Origin of the sequence: Veillonella sp. ZSJB6 (assembly GCF_051549505.1) — a bacterium.
Lineage (GTDB): Bacteria > Bacillota > Negativicutes > Veillonellales > Veillonellaceae > Veillonella.
Window position 1 is genome coordinate 152009 of the sequence record NZ_JBPUGE010000004.1, and the last position, 17113, is coordinate 169121.

General features: G+C 37.3%; 14 protein-coding genes. 13 read left to right on the forward strand and 1 reads right to left on the reverse strand.

What is annotated here, in order from left to right:
* Positions 1 to 169: 169 nt before the first annotated feature.
* Positions 170 to 1192, forward strand: coding sequence for a branched-chain amino acid aminotransferase (locus ACSV5T_RS06785; protein ID WP_438320604.1), 1023 nt, complete (start codon positions 170 to 172; stop codon positions 1190 to 1192).
* 152 nt (positions 1193 to 1344) lie between these two features.
* On the opposite strand, the gene ACSV5T_RS06790 is transcribed toward ACSV5T_RS06785, so the two are convergent.
* Complete coding sequence (locus ACSV5T_RS06790; RefSeq protein ID WP_438320605.1) at positions 1345 to 1737, reverse strand: thioesterase family protein; 393 nt, start codon at positions 1735 to 1737, stop codon at positions 1345 to 1347.
* Positions 1738 to 1913: 176 nt separating this feature from the next.
* Between ACSV5T_RS06790 and ACSV5T_RS06795 the strand changes: the two genes are divergently transcribed.
* From ACSV5T_RS06795 to ACSV5T_RS06850, 12 genes are all read left to right on the forward strand, one after another.
* The gene (locus ACSV5T_RS06795; protein ID WP_005386912.1) at positions 1914 to 2651 is read left to right on the forward strand and encodes a TVP38/TMEM64 family protein; all 738 of its coding nucleotides are present in this window, start codon (positions 1914 to 1916) and stop codon (positions 2649 to 2651) included.
* Positions 2652 to 2707: 56 nt separating this feature from the next.
* Positions 2708 to 3901: a PLP-dependent aminotransferase family protein gene (locus ACSV5T_RS06800; RefSeq protein ID WP_438320606.1), complete on the forward strand. Its 1194-nt coding sequence runs from the start codon at positions 2708 to 2710 to the stop codon at positions 3899 to 3901.
* Positions 3902 to 4024: 123 nt separating this feature from the next.
* A complete protein-coding gene (locus ACSV5T_RS06805) occupies positions 4025 to 4858 on the forward strand; it encodes an Mrp/NBP35 family ATP-binding protein (RefSeq protein ID WP_156719728.1) in 834 nt (277 codons plus the stop codon).
* A 247-nt stretch (positions 4859 to 5105) separates the two neighbouring features.
* On the forward strand, positions 5106 to 6506 hold the full coding sequence (locus ACSV5T_RS06810) for an anion permease (protein ID WP_105094253.1): 1401 nt from the start codon (positions 5106 to 5108) through the stop codon (positions 6504 to 6506).
* Positions 6507 to 6738: 232 nt separating this feature from the next.
* The gene (locus ACSV5T_RS06815) at positions 6739 to 8085 is read left to right on the forward strand and encodes a M18 family aminopeptidase (RefSeq protein ID WP_438320608.1); all 1347 of its coding nucleotides are present in this window, start codon (positions 6739 to 6741) and stop codon (positions 8083 to 8085) included.
* Between the two features lie 285 nt (positions 8086 to 8370).
* Positions 8371 to 11817 carry a pyruvate carboxylase gene (locus ACSV5T_RS06820; RefSeq protein ID WP_156719731.1) on the forward strand — a complete coding sequence of 1149 codons (3447 nt, stop codon included), beginning with the start codon at positions 8371 to 8373 and terminating at the stop codon, positions 11815 to 11817.
* 198 nt (positions 11818 to 12015) lie between these two features.
* Entirely contained in the window at positions 12016 to 12492 is a 477-nt protein-coding gene (gene nrdR / locus ACSV5T_RS06825; RefSeq protein ID WP_105081086.1) for a transcriptional regulator NrdR, read from the forward strand.
* Positions 12493 to 12517: 25 nt separating this feature from the next.
* Positions 12518 to 13444: a dipeptidase gene (locus tag ACSV5T_RS06830; protein ID WP_438320609.1), complete on the forward strand. Its 927-nt coding sequence runs from the start codon at positions 12518 to 12520 to the stop codon at positions 13442 to 13444.
* Positions 13444 to 14013, forward strand: coding sequence for a D-sedoheptulose 7-phosphate isomerase (gmhA, locus tag ACSV5T_RS06835; RefSeq protein ID WP_060924703.1), 570 nt, complete (start codon positions 13444 to 13446; stop codon positions 14011 to 14013). Before ACSV5T_RS06830 ends, gmhA begins: the two co-directional genes overlap by 1 nt.
* A 96-nt stretch (positions 14014 to 14109) precedes the next feature.
* Positions 14110 to 15588, forward strand: coding sequence for a D-glycero-beta-D-manno-heptose-7-phosphate kinase (gene rfaE1 / locus ACSV5T_RS06840; RefSeq protein ID WP_438320611.1), 1479 nt, complete (start codon positions 14110 to 14112; stop codon positions 15586 to 15588).
* Entirely contained in the window at positions 15585 to 16550 is a 966-nt protein-coding gene (gene rfaD, locus ACSV5T_RS06845) for an ADP-glyceromanno-heptose 6-epimerase (protein ID WP_295825039.1), read from the forward strand. Before rfaE1 ends, rfaD begins: the two co-directional genes overlap by 4 nt.
* On the forward strand, positions 16550 to 17044 hold the full coding sequence (locus ACSV5T_RS06850; RefSeq protein ID WP_295825036.1) for a D-glycero-alpha-D-manno-heptose-1,7-bisphosphate 7-phosphatase: 495 nt from the start codon (positions 16550 to 16552) through the stop codon (positions 17042 to 17044). The genes rfaD and ACSV5T_RS06850 overlap by 1 nt, the downstream gene beginning before the upstream one ends.
* Positions 17045 to 17113: the final 69 nt, after the last annotated feature.

Below are 17113 nucleotides of genomic sequence, written 5' to 3' on the forward strand. Positions count from 1 at the left end.
AACCTCCTAATAGGGTGGGATATGTGTATCTAAAGATTATTATAATATAAATGAGGCAGAAGCTATACTGAAAAGACACTATAATTCATCATCTCTATAGAATCTATTGAAATTACAAGATGATAGTGATAAGATTAAATGTATATCAATATAAATGGAGGTTATTGTTATGAGCAAGAATATCGATTGGGATAATCTCGGTTTTGGTTATGTAGAAACCGACTACCGTTATTTGACTACTTATAAAGATGGTAAATGGGACGAAGGTGGCTTGATTACAGATGCTAACGTCACTCTTAACGAATGTGCAGGCGTATTCCAATATGCGCAAACTGTATTCGAAGGCTTGAAAGCATACTACACTAAAGATGGTCACATCGTATGTTTCCGTCCTGATCTAAACGCTGAACGTTTAAATCAATCTTGTGAACGCCTTGTAATGCCTACATTACCTGAAGGCCGTTTTATTGAAGCTGTAAAAGAAGTGGTAAAAGCTAACAAAGACTTTGTTCCTCCTTATGGTCATGGTGCAAGCCTTTATATTCGCCCATATATGATGGGTACAAATTCCGTTATTGGTGTAAAACCTGCTGATGAATATCAATTTCGTGTATTTACAACTCCAGTAGGTCCTTATTTTAAAGGTGGCGCTAAACCAATAAAAATTCGTATCACTGATTTTGATCGTGCAGCTCCTCATGGTACTGGCCATATTAAAGCTGGTTTAAATTATGCTATGAGTTTATATGCTATTACTGATGCTCATAACAAAGGTTATGCAGAAAATATGTACCTTGATGCGGCTACTCGTACACATGTAGAAGAAACTGGTGGTGCTAACTTTATCTTCATTACTAAAGATGGTAAGTTAGTAACACCTAAATCTGATAGCATCTTGCCATCCATTACACGTCGTTCCTTGATGTATGTAGCAGAACATTACCTTGGTATGGCTGTAGAACATCGTCCTGTTCATAAAGATGAATTAAAAGACTTTGCTGAAATCGGTCTTTGTGGTACAGCAGCTGTAATTTCTCCAGTAGGTCAAATCGATACTCCAGAAGGTACTATTAATGTACCGGCTGGTATGGATGATATGGGTCCTATTACTAAAAAATTATATGACACATTACTTGGCATTCAACATGGTGAAATTGAAGCTCCTGAAGGCTGGGTAGTTAAAATTTGCTAGTCTTTTAGTAGATTATATAATTTAACATGTAAATAGAAACGGCATCTATCGTTTGATAGATGCCGTTTTTGTTTTTATTTTAGTATTTTAATAAAGTAAGATATTAGCAATAAATCTATTAAGTATAAATCTATTGGTACAATAGTAAACCATTAGTTAGATTTTGCTCTACTAGCCACTTTAGCCATGAATTTTTCGTTATTAATAACAAATCGTTCATGAGTTCCTCGACCAATGATACCAATACCATCAGATGCTTCGATGTCAAAGGTGATTTTACGTCCTTCTACAGCACTAACTATAGCTTTAGCAGTTACAGTTGCACCAAGTGGAGTAGGGGCCTCATGAGTAATGGATAGAGCGATACCTACAGTGCCTTCGCCGTCTTCTAAATATGGTTGTACTGCTGCTTGTGCTGCTTCTTCCATTAATGCACACATAGCTGGTGTAGCAAAGACCTCTAAAGAACCGGACTTCATTGTTTTTGCGATATTGGATTCTGTAACTGTTACTGTAGCCGTAGCTGTTTGACCTGCTGATACCATAATATACCTTCTTTCATTAAGAAAATTCTCGTTATAATAGTATTATACATCTTTCGATAATTTTTATGCTAATTTAATTATACGTATCTATAAAAATAAACTATATGCGTTCTTATATAACAGTTCTATAGAATCCGTGATATAATGGAACTAGTTTTTTATAAAACGAGGTATATATGAGTACAAAAAAATTAAAGCCTTCTGGTGAAGGTTGGGTACAGTTAATAGCAGGCATTGGTTTTGTCATTCTATTAATTGCCATCAATATAGTAGATCCTACATTTTATCCTACCATGTGGCATTTAGCGACGAGTGGATCTATGGATGAGATAGCAGAATATATTCAAGGCTTTGGCCCAATGGCCATGGTTGTTAGTATGCTCCTTGATATTTTTGTTAATGCTGTTGGTTTTCTACCATCTATCTTTATATCTACCGCAAACGGCCTAGTATTTGGTATGTGGCCAGGCATAATTATTTCTTGGCTTGCAGAAACGATTGGCGTAGTCATTAGCTTTTATATTATGCGTTACTTTTTACGTGATACAGCAGATAAGCTTATTGCTAAGAGTACAGTATTGATGAAAGTAGATGATTTTTCTGGTAAAAATGGTTTTGTGGTCATGTTATTTGCCAGATCCTTACCATATTTTCCATCTGGTGTTATCACAGCACTTGGTGCCATTAGTAAAATTAAACCGAGAGATTATATCTTAGCAAATTTAATTGGTAAATTCCCATCCACAGCTCTTGAGGTAGCTATCGGTACAGATATTGTAAATTTTCAAGAGAATATGGGGCGATTAGGAATCATCGTAGTTGTTGCAGGTATTGTATACTTCATTCTTTGGAAAGTATATAAGAACTACATCAATAAGAAAAATGCTGAACAAGAGCACGATCCTAATGCTTAACAATCTCTAATTAATTAAATGTTATTCAATTTAGTATATATGAAAGAGGCGATAGTATGAGCTTTTATCTTCCTGAACGCGTAACCTTAAAAGGTCCAAATTTTATTCGTGAAGTATTCGAACGTGGTGTAGGTGTAGAGGGTTTTATTAGTTTTGGTATCGGTAATCCAGCACCAGAAGCGATTCCTGTAGAAATCATCGAAAAGGCTTTTGATGAAGTGGTTCACTCTAATCCAATGAGTCTTTTACAATATGGACCAATGCAAGGTGATGCACGTTTAGCGGAATTGACATTAGATCGTCTTGTAAAAGCACATAAGATGAATCCAGAAGGCCAAGGCCTTATTATTTCTAATGGTGCAGGTCAACTATTAGGTCTTGTACCAATTACTGTATTGGAACCTGGTGACGAAGTATATATGGATGAATTTACTTTCACAAGTGCCATCAATTCTGTACGCAACATGGGCGGTAAAGCATTAGGCATTAAGACTGATGAGTACGGCATGATTCCTAGTGAATTAGAAAAAGCCGCTCAGTCTGGTAAGGGTAAATATATTTATCTCATTCCGAATTTCCAAAATCCTACAGGTATTACAATGCCATTGGAACGCCGTAAAGAAATTTACGCTATTGCCTCTAAATATGATTTATTCATCTATGAAGATGATCCATACGGTGAAATTCGTTTTGCTGGTGAATACATTCCAACATTTAAATCTTTTGATACAGAAGATCGTGTTCTATATGCAGGTTCGTATTCCAAGACATTATCTGCAGGCTTACGCGTAGGTTTCCTATTTGGCCCAGCAAAGGTAATCGAAGCTATCCAGGCTCTAAAGAATAATACAGCTGGTCAAATGCCATTAGTTACGCAAAAGGTAGTAGCTAAAGTTCTTGATACTATTGACTATGATGCGCACTTAGAAAATGTACGTAAAGTTTATAAAACAAAATGTGATGCCTTGTTAAATGCTTTTAACAAGTATGCAAGCTCTAAGGTTAAGTTAACACAGCCTACTGGTGGTATGTTCGCATGGATGACGATGCCTGAGAATGTAGATTGTGATGAATTCTTCGAAACCTGCATGAATCGTAATATAGGGATTATTAAGTGTGGTGCCTTTGCTGCAGATGGAGCCGGAGAAGGTCATGCATTCCGTTTGAGCTATACAGTACCAACAGTAGAAGAAATTACAAAAGGCATGGAAATTCTTGGAGCTTTAACTAAAGAATTCTGTGGTGAGTAATATATTGATAAAGTTTGATATGACATGATACAATGTAACAGTAGATACATTGTATCTACCATATAGAAAAAAAGTTTTACATATAGATGTGAGGTAGTTCCTCAAAGAAAGTAGGTGTTTACTATGGGTTGCGGTAGCAGCAGTGATTGTGGCGGATGCCCATCTCAATCCTCTGGTTGCGGTGGCGGCGCTCCTCAACAACCTCAAGATCTTACAGCTCCATTACACGAGCTTAGTTCTGTTAAACATGTAATCGGCGTAGTATCTGGTAAAGGTGGCGTAGGTAAATCCTCCGTTACAAGCTTAATGGCTATTACTATGGCGCGTAAAGGTTACAAAGTTGGTATTCTCGATGCAGATATTACAGGTCCTTCAATTCCTAAAATGTTTGGCATCAAGGAAAAAGCATATGCTGACGAAATTGGTATGTATCCTGTAAAATCTAAAGGCGGGATTGACGTTATGTCTGTTAACCTCCTTTTGGAAAACGATACAGATCCTGTTTTATGGCGTGGTCCTATTTTGGGTAATGTGGTAAAACAATTCTATAGTGATGTTATTTGGAAAGACATCGATTATTTATTCGTTGATATGCCGCCAGGAACAGGTGACGTAGCAATTACTGTATATCAATCTTTAAAATTGGATGGTATCATCATTGTTACATCTCCTCAAGACTTGGTATCCATGATTGTTGAAAAAGCAGTTAAGATGGCTGATTTAATGCAAGTGCCTATTATTGGTGTAGTGGAAAACTACTCTTACTTCCATTGCCCAGATAACGGTAAGGATTACCAAATCTTTGGTGAAAGCCACATTGAAGAAATCCTTCAAAAATACGGTCTATTATTGTTGAATCGTTTGCCAATTGATCCAACTATTGCAAATCTTTGCGACCAAGGTGATATTGAGTCTATCGAAAAAACAAACTTAGAGAACGTATCTCTACCTGAATAGGATTTATATGATGATGAAAGCTGTGCATACCTAGTGATGCACAGCTTTTTCTCATTTCTTTTTATGTTGTAATATATTATATTTATCATAAGAAGATATAAATATATTTCTAACTTCACATACTACTGATATATACTGAAGACACCGTAAGATAGGAGGCTTAGTGTGTGTGTTATAGTCACCTTGCGATGCCTTGGTATTTCAGCAGTTATATATTTTAGTTTTTTCCTATGTAGGAGGTATGTGTATGAAAAAACTGTTAAATTGGATTATTCCAGCGGTCTTTGGTATAGGCCTATGGTTTATTCCAACGCCTGAGGGTTTAACACCTCAATCTTGGCATTTATTCGCCATCTTTGTTGCTACTATCGTAGGCTTTATTACTCAGCCATTACCGATTGGTGGCGTATCTATCATTGTAATTACTGTGGCGGCTTTGACTGGTACTTTGAAAATCGGCGAAGCTATCTCTGGTTTTGCTAACTCTGCTATTTGGTTAATCGTAGGTGCGTTCTTATTCTCTCGTGGCTTTATTAAAACTGGTTTGGGGAAACGTATTGCGTATAATTTGATTGCTGCTTTTGGTAGTAGCTCCTTACGTTTGGCTTATGCATTAGCATTATCTGATTTAATTTTGGCTCCAGCAACTCCATCTAATACAGCTCGTGTAGGTGGTGTTATCATGCCAATTACTACAAGCTTGGCAAAAGCGTTCGGTTCTGAACCTCAAGATGGTCCTCGTAAAATTGGTTCCTTCTTGATGCAATCTATTTATCAAGTTAATACAATTACATCTGCTATGTTCCAAACATCCATGGCTGGTAACACATTGGTTGCAGCATTGGCGCTTCAATCTTTCGGTATTGGTATCACATGGGGTGATTGGGCTATGGCTGCCATCGTGCCAGGTATTATTGCATTGATCATTATGCCGTACTTTATTTACAAAGTATATCCACCTGAAATTACAGATGCTCGCGAAGCACAACAAATGATTAAAGAAGAGTTAAAAGGCCTTGGTAAAATGTCCTTCCAAGAATGGGTTATGCTAGGCGTATTTGTTTTGGCTTTAGTTTTATGGGCTACTTCTCAATTTACTAAAATTGATGCTACAACTGTTGCATTCTTAGGTATTTCTATTTTGCTTGCTACAAGTGTTCTTGTATGGGACGATGTTAAAAGTGAAAAAGGTGCTTGGGATACATTAGTTTGGATGGGTACATTGATGGGCTTTGCCGGTTTCTTGTCCAAATTGGGCTTTATTAAATGGGCAACAGTACTTGTAGGCGGTTATATTCCAGAAGGATCTTGGATTATTGCCTTCGTTATAGCTGTACTTATTAATACATATTCCCACTATGTATTCGCATCTTTGACTGCACATATTTCTGCAATGTTCGTAGCATTTTCTGCAATTGCTATCTCTGCAGGTGCACCACCAATGTTGACACTGTTGATGATTGCATTCACATCTAACTTGTGTATGTCTTTGACTCACTATGCAGCAGGTCCATCTCCAGTAATCTTCAATACTGGTTATGTTCCTCAAAATACATGGTGGAAACTTGGTTTCTTCGCATCCGTAATCAACTTGATTATCTTTATGGGACTTGGTTCCGTATGGATGAAAGCAATCGGTATGTGGTAAGAACTGAAAACGATAAAATAATATACTTGTAATACATAAAACTTTAGATTTTAGAGTTGTTTTGATATGTAGTTACAAAATATACGGAAAGCCGTCCCGTTTGGGACGGCTTTTTTGTGATAAAATAAGTGTAGTTAATATATTATTAATGTATATGTTGTAATATTATACATATATGAACTATTCCTAGTGAATAAAAGAATTGCATCATTATTTTACATAGGAGGAAACTATGAAATTTGATAATGAACAGTTATTGAAATATATTGGTGCTTGCACATCTCCATACCATACGGTTGATACAAGCTTGCAAATGTTATTGGACTCAGGATTTACAGAACTTAATTTAGATGATGAGTGGCAATTAGACTCTGGTTCTTATGTTGTTAATGTATTTGGTACTACATTGTTTGCCTTTCATATAGGGAAAAAACCTGAAGATACATTACGTATTGCTTCGGCGCATACGGATTTTCCTGCGATCCGTGTTAAACCTAATCCTATTACCTCTGTAAAAGGGTACACAAAACTGAATGTAGAAATGTATGGTGGTCTCATTGAAAATACATGGCTTGATCGTCCTCTAGGAGCGGCTGGTACCGTAGTATTAAAAGGTGATAATGCCTTTGATGTTGATTCTGTATTGGTTGATACAAAACGTCCTATTGCAATCGTTCCAAACTTAGCTATACATATGAATCGCACCGTTAATGATGGCGTTAAATTAAATCGCCAAAAGGAAATGCTTCCTATATTAATGATGGATCGTAAGGATAAGGAACAATCAATAAAATCTTTACATGATAGTAATAATCCAAGTTTATTCCCAGAGTCTGATACTCAATATGATGATTGGACTATGTTCTTAGCTGATGAAGTCAATTGTGAGCCATCTGAAATTTTGTCCTATGAAATGACATTATATCCAACAGAACAAGGCTGTGTCTTGGGCACAGAAGGCGATTTTATTAGTGCACCGCGTTTAGATAATTTAACATCTTGCTTTGGTGTACTTTCCGGGATTATTCAAGCTCGTAAACATAATGCTAATGGTGTACGCTGTGCTATTCTCTTTGATAATGAAGAGGTAGGGAGTCGCACAAAACAGGGTGGAGCAGGTATGCTTTTACCAAACCTTATTAAACGTGTATATGATGCATTAGGATATTCCAATCAAGAAATGGAAAGTTTCATTTCAAAAGGATTTATGGTTTCCTCTGATGTAGCCCATGGTTTACATCCAAATTATCCTGAGAAAAATGATATCACTAATATTCCTACACTTAATAAAGGGGTAGCCCTAAAAATAGCATGTAGCCAATCTTATGCAGGTGATGCAAGAGCCATTGCCATTGTTAAAGGTTTGTGTGATGAAGCTGAAGCAAACTACCAAATTTATGTAAATCGTTCTGATATACCAGGAGGGTCTACAGTTGGATCTATTTCATCTGCTATGTTGCCGATGAGAACCATGGATGTAGGCTTACCATTGTTGGCAATGCATTCTGCACGTGAGTTGATGGGGGCCAATGACCAAGAACAACTCAACCGATTAATGAATCATTTCTTAGGTGATTAATTATATAGTATATAGAAATAGTTCGATGTACATCGATAAAAGACATATGAGTTTTACTCATGAACAGCGGATAATGTATTTTATGATTTCGTAATTAATATAATCCTTTAAATATGTGGAAAATATTGTATAATAGTGATATGTAATTATGAATATAATGCTCATCATAAAAAATGATGAGCTATCCAAATATATTATTTTGACTATAAGTATAGGAAATATTCATATATTAATAAAAATGAAAGCTGATAGTTCACATTAGTGGAAGCTAGTAGGAGGCAATACATGAGAAAAATTAAATCCGTATTGGTTGCCAACCGTGGTGAGATCGCAATCCGCGTGTTCCGTGCATGTAATGAAATGGGCATTAAAACTGTAGCCATTTACTCCAAAGAGGATACATTATCCTTGCACCGTAACCAAGCTGACGAAGCCTATCTCGTAGGGGAAGGTAAAAAACCTGTTGAAGCATATCTTGATATTGAAGATATTATCCGTATTGCAAAAGAACATGATATTGATGCTATCCATCCAGGTTATGGTTTCTTGTCTGAAAACGAAGAGTTCGCTCGTCGTTGCGGTGAAGAAGGTATCATCTTTATCGGACCTCATGTAGAACATTTAAATATGTTCGGCGATAAGGTTAATGCTCGTGCACAAGCTAAATTGGCAGATATCCCAATGATTCCAGGTTCTGATGGGGCATTGCGTGATTTTGAACAATTAGAAGAATTTGCAAATACTCATGGTTTCCCATTGATGATCAAAGCCGTAAATGGCGGCGGCGGCCGTGGTATGCGTGAGGTTCATCGTAAAGAAGATCTTCGTGATGCATATGATCGCGCTAAATCTGAAGCAAAAGCTGCTTTTGGCGATGATGATGTATATGTAGAAAAACTTATTGTTGAACCTAAACATATTGAAGTACAAATCTTAGGTGATGAACATGGTAATGTAGTTCATTTACATGAACGTGATTGCTCTGTACAACGTCGTCACCAAAAGGTTGTTGAAATGGCTCCAGCTTTTGCATTGCCATTGGAAACTCGTAAAGCCGTATGTGATGCAGCCGTTAAAATCATGAAAAATGTTGGCTACGTTAATGCGGGTACTGTAGAATTCTTGGTAACTGCTGATGGCTCCTTCTATTTCATCGAAGTTAACCCTCGTATCCAAGTAGAACATACTGTAACAGAAATGATTACAGATATTGATATCGTTCATTCTCAAATCCGTATTGCTGAAGGTTATGACTTACATAGCCCAGAAGTAGGTATTCCAGCACAAGATGAAGTTCCTTGTAAAGGTACTGCAATCCAATGTCGTATCACTACAGAAGACCCTAAAAATAACTTCATGCCTGATACAGGTAAAATCTTGGCATATCGTAGCTCCGGTGGCTTTGGTATCCGCTTAGACTCTGGTAATGCTTTCACAGGTGCCGTAGTAACACCTTACTATGATTCCTTGCTTGTAAAAGCGACTGCATTCGGTCCTAACAACGAAGAAACTATTCGTAAAATGCTTCGTTGTTTAAAAGAATTCCGTATTCGTGGCGTTAAAACTAATATTCACTTCTTGATTAACGTTCTTGAAAATCCTGAATTCCAAAGCGGTAACTACACTGTTAACTTCATTGAAGACCATCCAGAATTGTTTGAATTAAAACCAGACCGCGATCGTGGTACTAAATTATTACGTTACATTGCTGACGTAACAATCAATGGCTACTCTGGTGCAGGTCCTCAAGTGGTACCTGATTTTGAACCAATTCAAATGCCATCTGATTTAGATGTATCTCCAGCAGCTGGTACAAAACAAAAATTTGATGAATTAGGACCAGAAGGCTTCAGTAAATGGTTATCTGATCAAAAACAAGTATTCTTTACAGATACAACATGGCGTGATGCTCACCAATCCTTATTTGCTACACGTTTACGTACCATTGATATGGCACGCGTAGCTGGTCGTGCTGCAAAAGGTGTTCCTAACTTATTCTCCTTGGAATGTTGGGGCGGTGCTACATTCGACGTATCCTATCGTTTCTTACATGAAGATCCATGGGAACGCTTACGTATGTTCCGTCGCGAAGTGCCTAATACATTACTTCAAATGCTTATTCGTGGCGCTAATGCTGTAGGTTACACATCTTATCCAGATAATGTAGTTCGTCAATTTATCCAACGTGCTGCTGCTAATGGTATTGATGTATTCCGTGTATTCGATAGCTTAAATAGCCTTGATAATATGCATGTAGCTATTGATGAAGTTCGTGCACAAAACAAAATTGCTGAAGTAGCATTGTGCTATACAGGAGATATTCTTGATAGCAACCGTCCTAAATACAATTTAGACTACTATGTAAATATGGCTAAAGAGCTTGAAAAAGCGGGTGCTAATATTATTGCTATCAAAGATATGGCTGGTTTATTGAAACCTCAAGCTGCTTATAATCTTGTATCTGCTTTAAAAGATGCTGTTACTGTACCGATTCATTTACATACACATGAAGGTTCTGGCAATGCTATCTATTCCTATGGTCGCGCTGTAGATGCTGGTGTAGACGTTATCGACTTAGCATACTCTGCATTTGCTAATGGTACATCTCAACCTAGCATGAACTCCATGTACTATGCATTGAGTGGACATGAACGTCAACCTGAAATGAACATTGATTACATGGAAGAAATGTCGCATTACTTTGGCAGCATTCGTCCTTACTACAAAGGTGTAGATAAAGCAGAAGCATATCCTAACACTGAAGTATATCAACATGAAATGCCAGGTGGCCAATATTCCAACTTGCAACAACAAGCTAAGATGGTAGGCCTTGGTGATCGTTGGGCTGATATTAAGAAAATGTACCACCAAGTAAATATGATGTTTGGTGATATCATCAAAGTAACGCCTTCCTCTAAAGTTGTAGGTGATATGACATTGTACATGGTACAAAATAACTTGACTGAAAAAGATATTTACGAAAAGGGCGATGTATTAGACTTCCCTCAATCCGTAGTTGAATTCTTTGAAGGTCGTCTTGGCACTCCATACCAAGGATTCCCTGAAGAGTTACAAAAAATTATCTTGAAAGGTGCAAAACCAATCACAGTTCGTCCAGGTGCAGTATTGCCTCCAACAGACTTTGAACATGTTCGCAATGAATTGAGTGAAATGGGTGCTCAAACAACTGATGAAGATATCAGTGCATATTGCTTGTACCCTAAGGTTTACCAAGATTACAATAAATTTAAAAAAGACTTTGGTAATGTATCTGTACTTGATACTCCAACATTCTTCTTCGGTATGAAACGGGGCGAAGAAATTCAAGTAACTATCGAAAAAGGTAAAACACTTATCATCAAAATGAACGGCTTATCTGAACCAGATGAAGATGGTAACCGTATCGTATTGTTCGAGTTCAATGGTCAACCTCGTGGTATTAAAGTTCATGATAAACATGCTAAGACTACTGGCGTTGTTCGTCGTAAAGCGGATGAATCTAACCCTGGTGAAATTGGTGCTACATTGTCTGGTTCCGTTGTTAAGATTCTCGTTAAAAATGGTCAATCTGTAGCTAAAGGTGAGCCATTGATCGTTACAGAAGCGATGAAGATGGAAACAACAATTACTGCTCCTATCGATGGTATCGTAGAAGAAATCCTAGTTCGTGAAGGTAGCCGCATCGAATCTGGCGACTGCTTGCTTCGCGTTGAAGATGCTCCTAAACGATAGTTAGAATAGTACATAAAATTAAAAATATTATTTCTAAAGTATTTCATAACATAAAATGCTCTAGAATAATGGAAGAATCCCTAGGAAATCCTAGGGATTCTTTGTATTTTAAAGGCTTTCATGGTACTATATATAGTAGAGAAAATGGGCGTATTATGCACTATTTTAGAGTGATTATTAAAAAAGGAGTAGTAACAGATGAGATGTCCTTATTGCCAACACACAGACACGAAGGTAACAGACTCTAGAACGACTGATGAAGGTAATAGTATTCGCCGTCGCCGCGAATGTATCAATTGTGGCCGTCGCTTTACTACCTATGAAATTATAGAAGAAGTACCACTTATGGTATTAAAGAAAAACGGACGTCGTGAATTATTTGATCGCGGTAAATTATTAAATGGTCTATTGCGCTCTTGTGATAAACGTACCGTACCAATGTCTGTGATGGAACAAGTAGTGAATGATGTAGAGCGCGATATTCGTAATGAAATCAACCAAGAGGTAACTACGGATCGTATAGGTGAACTTGTATTGCAACAATTAAAAGATATCGACCAAGTTGCATACGTTCGCTTTGCTAGCGTATATCGTAAGTTTGATAATATTGATAGCTTTATGGAAGAACTGAAAGCATTAAAAAAACTAGATGCTAAAAAACCAAAACGTAGTTAATTACTAATACTATATGTGAGGCTTTATGATAGATTTACACTGCGATACGATTATGAAGTTAATAGATTATCCTAGTAATGGAGATTTGTATCGTAATACTTGGAAAGTCGATATAGAAAAATTACAAAAGGCTCACAGCAAGGTGCAGGATTTTGCATTATTTATCAATCTTGGTGATACAAATGACCCTTATGGTCGTTATGAAGCGATGCGTAATTTATGTACATCACAAATTCATCACTATGGAGAGCACATACAACATGTGCTCTCTTATCAAGATGTAGAGTCTGTATATGAGACTGGCAAGATTGGAGCTCTCATGTCTATTGAAGAGGGCGGCGTACTAGGCGGCGATTTAGATAAATTAAAACAAGCTTATCAAGATGGGGTTCGACTTATTACGCTTACTTGGAATTATCCAAATGGATTGGGTGAGCCCCATTGTGGTGAGCAGCATAAAAAATTAACATCGAAAGGTGTTGAATTTGTGGAGGCTATGCAAGATTTAGGAATTATCGTTGATTGCTCTCATTTAAATGATGCAGGTACAGAGCAATTAGGAGATATTTTAGATGTACCTTTCATAGCATCTCACTCGAATGCGCGCGAAGTTACAGCCCATACAAGAAACTTACCGGATAATCTAATTAAGCTGATTGCCAATAAGGGTGGCGTTATAGGCCTTAATTTTGCTCAATCTTTTTTAGGTACATCACCCATAAGTCGGATTGAAGATATCGTAAAACACGGCTTATATCTCATCAATAAGGGCGGGGAAGATGTTGTGGCATTAGGAACCGATTTTGATGGTATTAAGCCGGATACAGAAATTAAAGACACTTCTGAAATGTATCGATTATACGATGCATTTAAAGAAGCTGGTTTATCTGAGGAACAATGTGAAAAATTATTCTGGAAAAATGCAGATAGACTGTTAAAGGAGATTTTATAATGACTGATTTAAATCCAATCATTGCAGATCGTTTTACGGAGCATTTGGAAGTCTTTGGTAAGACAATGGAGCATATGGATACCATTCAAGAGATTGCCTATCGCTGTAAGGCGGCTTTAGAAAATGGCAATAAAATTTTGTTCTGTGGTAATGGTGGCTCTGCTGCGGACTCTCAACATTTAGCAGCAGAATTAATTTGTCGCTTTAAAAAGGAACGACGCTCTCTAGCGGGTATTGCATTGACTACTGATACATCTGCATTAACAGCTATTGCAAATGACTATGATTTTGAATCTGTTTTTGCACGTCAAGTAGAGGGCTTAGGCCGTACAGGTGACGTTCTCATTGGGATTTCTACATCTGGGAACTCCAAGAATGTTGTAAAAGCTGCAGAAATGGCCCGTTCTATCGGCATGCACACCATAGCTTTCACAGGTGAAGGCGGTGGAAAACTAGCTGAATTATGTGATATTACATTAGCTATTCCAAGCAATGTGACAGCTCGTATTCAAGAAATGCACATTCTAGCAGGTCATATAATGTGCGAAATCATTGAAGAAGATTATTAACCGTTACGGTCATATTTATAAATAGATACATGTTTGAAACCCTGTTTTTTAGATAACTCGTTATACATGTATATTGTGGTAAGGAATAGGTGGATTATGATAAATGCTACCATTAATCAATTTTTGACAAAACAACTACCCAATCTAAAGATTGCCGTTATAGGTGATGTGATGGTAGATCGTTATGTTTTTGGTGATGTAAGTCGTATTTCTCCGGAAGCACCGGTTCCTGTAAACCGCGTGGCAAAGATGAAAGAAGTGCTTGGTGGTGCCGGTAATGTTGCGTCAAACTTATCAAATTTAGATTGTACAGTATATCTTGGTGCTATTGCTGGTAATGATGACCATGGTCGTTTATTACAACAATTGCTAAAGGCTGATAAGATTGATACAACAGGTTTATTAACGAGTGATAATCGTTCTACCATTACTAAAATGCGTATTCTAGGCGATCGACAACAGATGATGCGTCTTGATTTTGAAACGATTACAGATTTAACAAGTGAGGAAGAGAAACGACTGTCTGCTTGGCTAGAAAATCTTTGTAAGGCTGGTATCGATGGTATTGTTGTATCTGACTATGGCAAAGGCGTTTGTACACCAACATTGCTTAAAAAAATCTTTAGTTTAGCTAAGGCGTATGGCGTACAAACCATTGTTGATCCTAAAGGTTCAGACTGGTCTAAATATAATGGTGCAACTTGTATTACACCGAATGTAAAAGAACTCGGTGAATGTGTAGGTCGTAAATTAGAAAATGATGATACCACTATTGTTGAAGCAGCTAAGTCAGTACTGGCTAATGTTGATTTAGAGTACATTGTGGCTACTCGTTCCGCAAAAGGGATCACTGTTATTGCAAAGGATGGCCGTACATGGCATAATCCTGCCACACAACAAGAGGTATTCGATGTAAGTGGTGCAGGTGATACGGTTGTATCCATGATGATGACATGCCTTGCCAGTGGCCTATCTATGCGTTTAGCATTACATATTGCAAATGGTGCAGCAGGCATTGTCGTATCCAAGGTTGGTACATATCCAATTCATCGTTCTGAACTATTGGATTTATGGCATTCATATAAGCATAGTGTTCAATCGAAGCCTTTATACACAAAGGAAGAGATGAAGCAGCTTATTACACAATGGCAAAACAAGGGTGAAACTGTTGTGTTTACAAATGGTTGCTTTGACATTCTTCATCGTGGACATATTACGTACTTACAAGAGGCGGCTCAGTTAGGTGATCATCTAATTATTGGTTTGAATTCCGATGCTTCTGTTAGACGTCTAAAGGGCGAAACACGTCCCATCGTAAGTGAAGAAGATCGCGCAGCATTATTAAGTGCGTTGCGTTGTATCGATGGTGTGGTTTTATTCGAAGAGGATACACCAGCTGAACTATTAGCTTATTTGCGTCCTAATACGCTAGTTAAGGGCGGCGATTATAAGATAGAAGATATTATTGGACGTGAGTCCGTAGATCATGTAGAGGTGCTTTCATTTAAAGAAGGTTACTCTACATCCGATATTGTAGGGAAAATAGCTACTATGGCTAAGGAGGGTAAATTATGATTATCGTAACAGGCGGTGCTGGTTTCATCGGCAGTAATATTGTGAAAGCGTTAAATGACCGCGGTCGTACAGATATTCTTATTGTTGATGATCTTACAGATGGTCGTAAAATCCGAAATATTCAAAATTTAGAATTCTTGGATTATATCGATTGTGATGATTTTGATTGTGCTATTGCTGATGGTACATTCGATGTAGGTCCTATCGAAGTTGTATTCCATGAAGGTGCTTGTGCGGACACAATGGAATATAATGGCAAATATATGATGAAGAATAACTATGAAGGTTCTAAAAATCTATTCCACTATTGCCAAGACCGTCGTATTCCATTCATCTATGCATCCTCTGCATCTACTTATGGTAATGGTAAAAATGGTTTCGTAGAAAAACCAGAAGCTGAAGAAGCACTTAACCCATATGCGTACTCCAAATTGTTATTCGATCGCTATGTACGTAAATATGAAGGTGAATATACAGCTCAAGTAGTAGGCTTACGTTACTTTAACGTATATGGTCCTAATGAGGCTCATAAAGATAAAATGGCTTCCTTAGTTCGCCAAATGTTCTATAAAAATAAAGAAACTGGTATTATCAATCTATTTGAAGGTACAGATGGCTATGAAGATGGTGGTCAAACACGTGACTTTATCTATGTTAAAGACGTAGTTAATGTAAACTTCTATTTCTGGGAACATCCTGAAATTTCTGGTACTTTCAACTGCGGTACAGGTAATGCGCATAGCTTTAACCAATTTATGCAAGCTGTTATTGACTACAACGGCAAAGGTAAAATTGAATACATTCCATTCCCAGAGGTATTAAAAGGTAAATACCAAAGCTTTACAGAGGCTGATACTACTAAATTATTGGCTGCTGGTTATGATAAAGGGTTCCATAAAATGGAAGATGCTGTTAAGGAATATTGTGAATTACTCGATAATAACGAAGGGTATTTACGTTAATGCGCAAGGTATTATTTTTAGATCGCGATGGTGTTATCAATAAAGATGTTAGCTATCTATATAAAATCAGTGATTTAGAGTGGGTAGATGGTGCTAAAGAAGCTCTGGCTTATGCGTATAGTAAGGGTTATGATCTCATTGTAGTGACCAATCAAAGTGGTGTCGCTAGAGGTTATTATAAGGAATCTGATGTTCAAATTTTACATGATCACATGGCTCATGAATTAGATCGCAGTGGGGCACCAATTTTACATTTTTATTATTGCCCTCACCATAAAGAAGGCTCTGTGCCTTTTTATGCTGTCGATTGTGAATGTAGAAAGCCAAAGCCTGGCATGATTAATCAAGCTATTAAGGATTATGATGTAGACCCTAAAAGTAGTTTCCTTATTGGCGATAGTCAGCGCGACGTTGATGCAGCAGAAGCAGCTGGCGTAAGAGGTTATTTATTCACTGGTACAAATCTATTGGATTTTATTAAGACTATTATTTAGTTAATTATTACCATTACATTGTTTTACCTTTAACTTGAGTCTAGTTTAAGGTGATATAAGGTTGTTTAG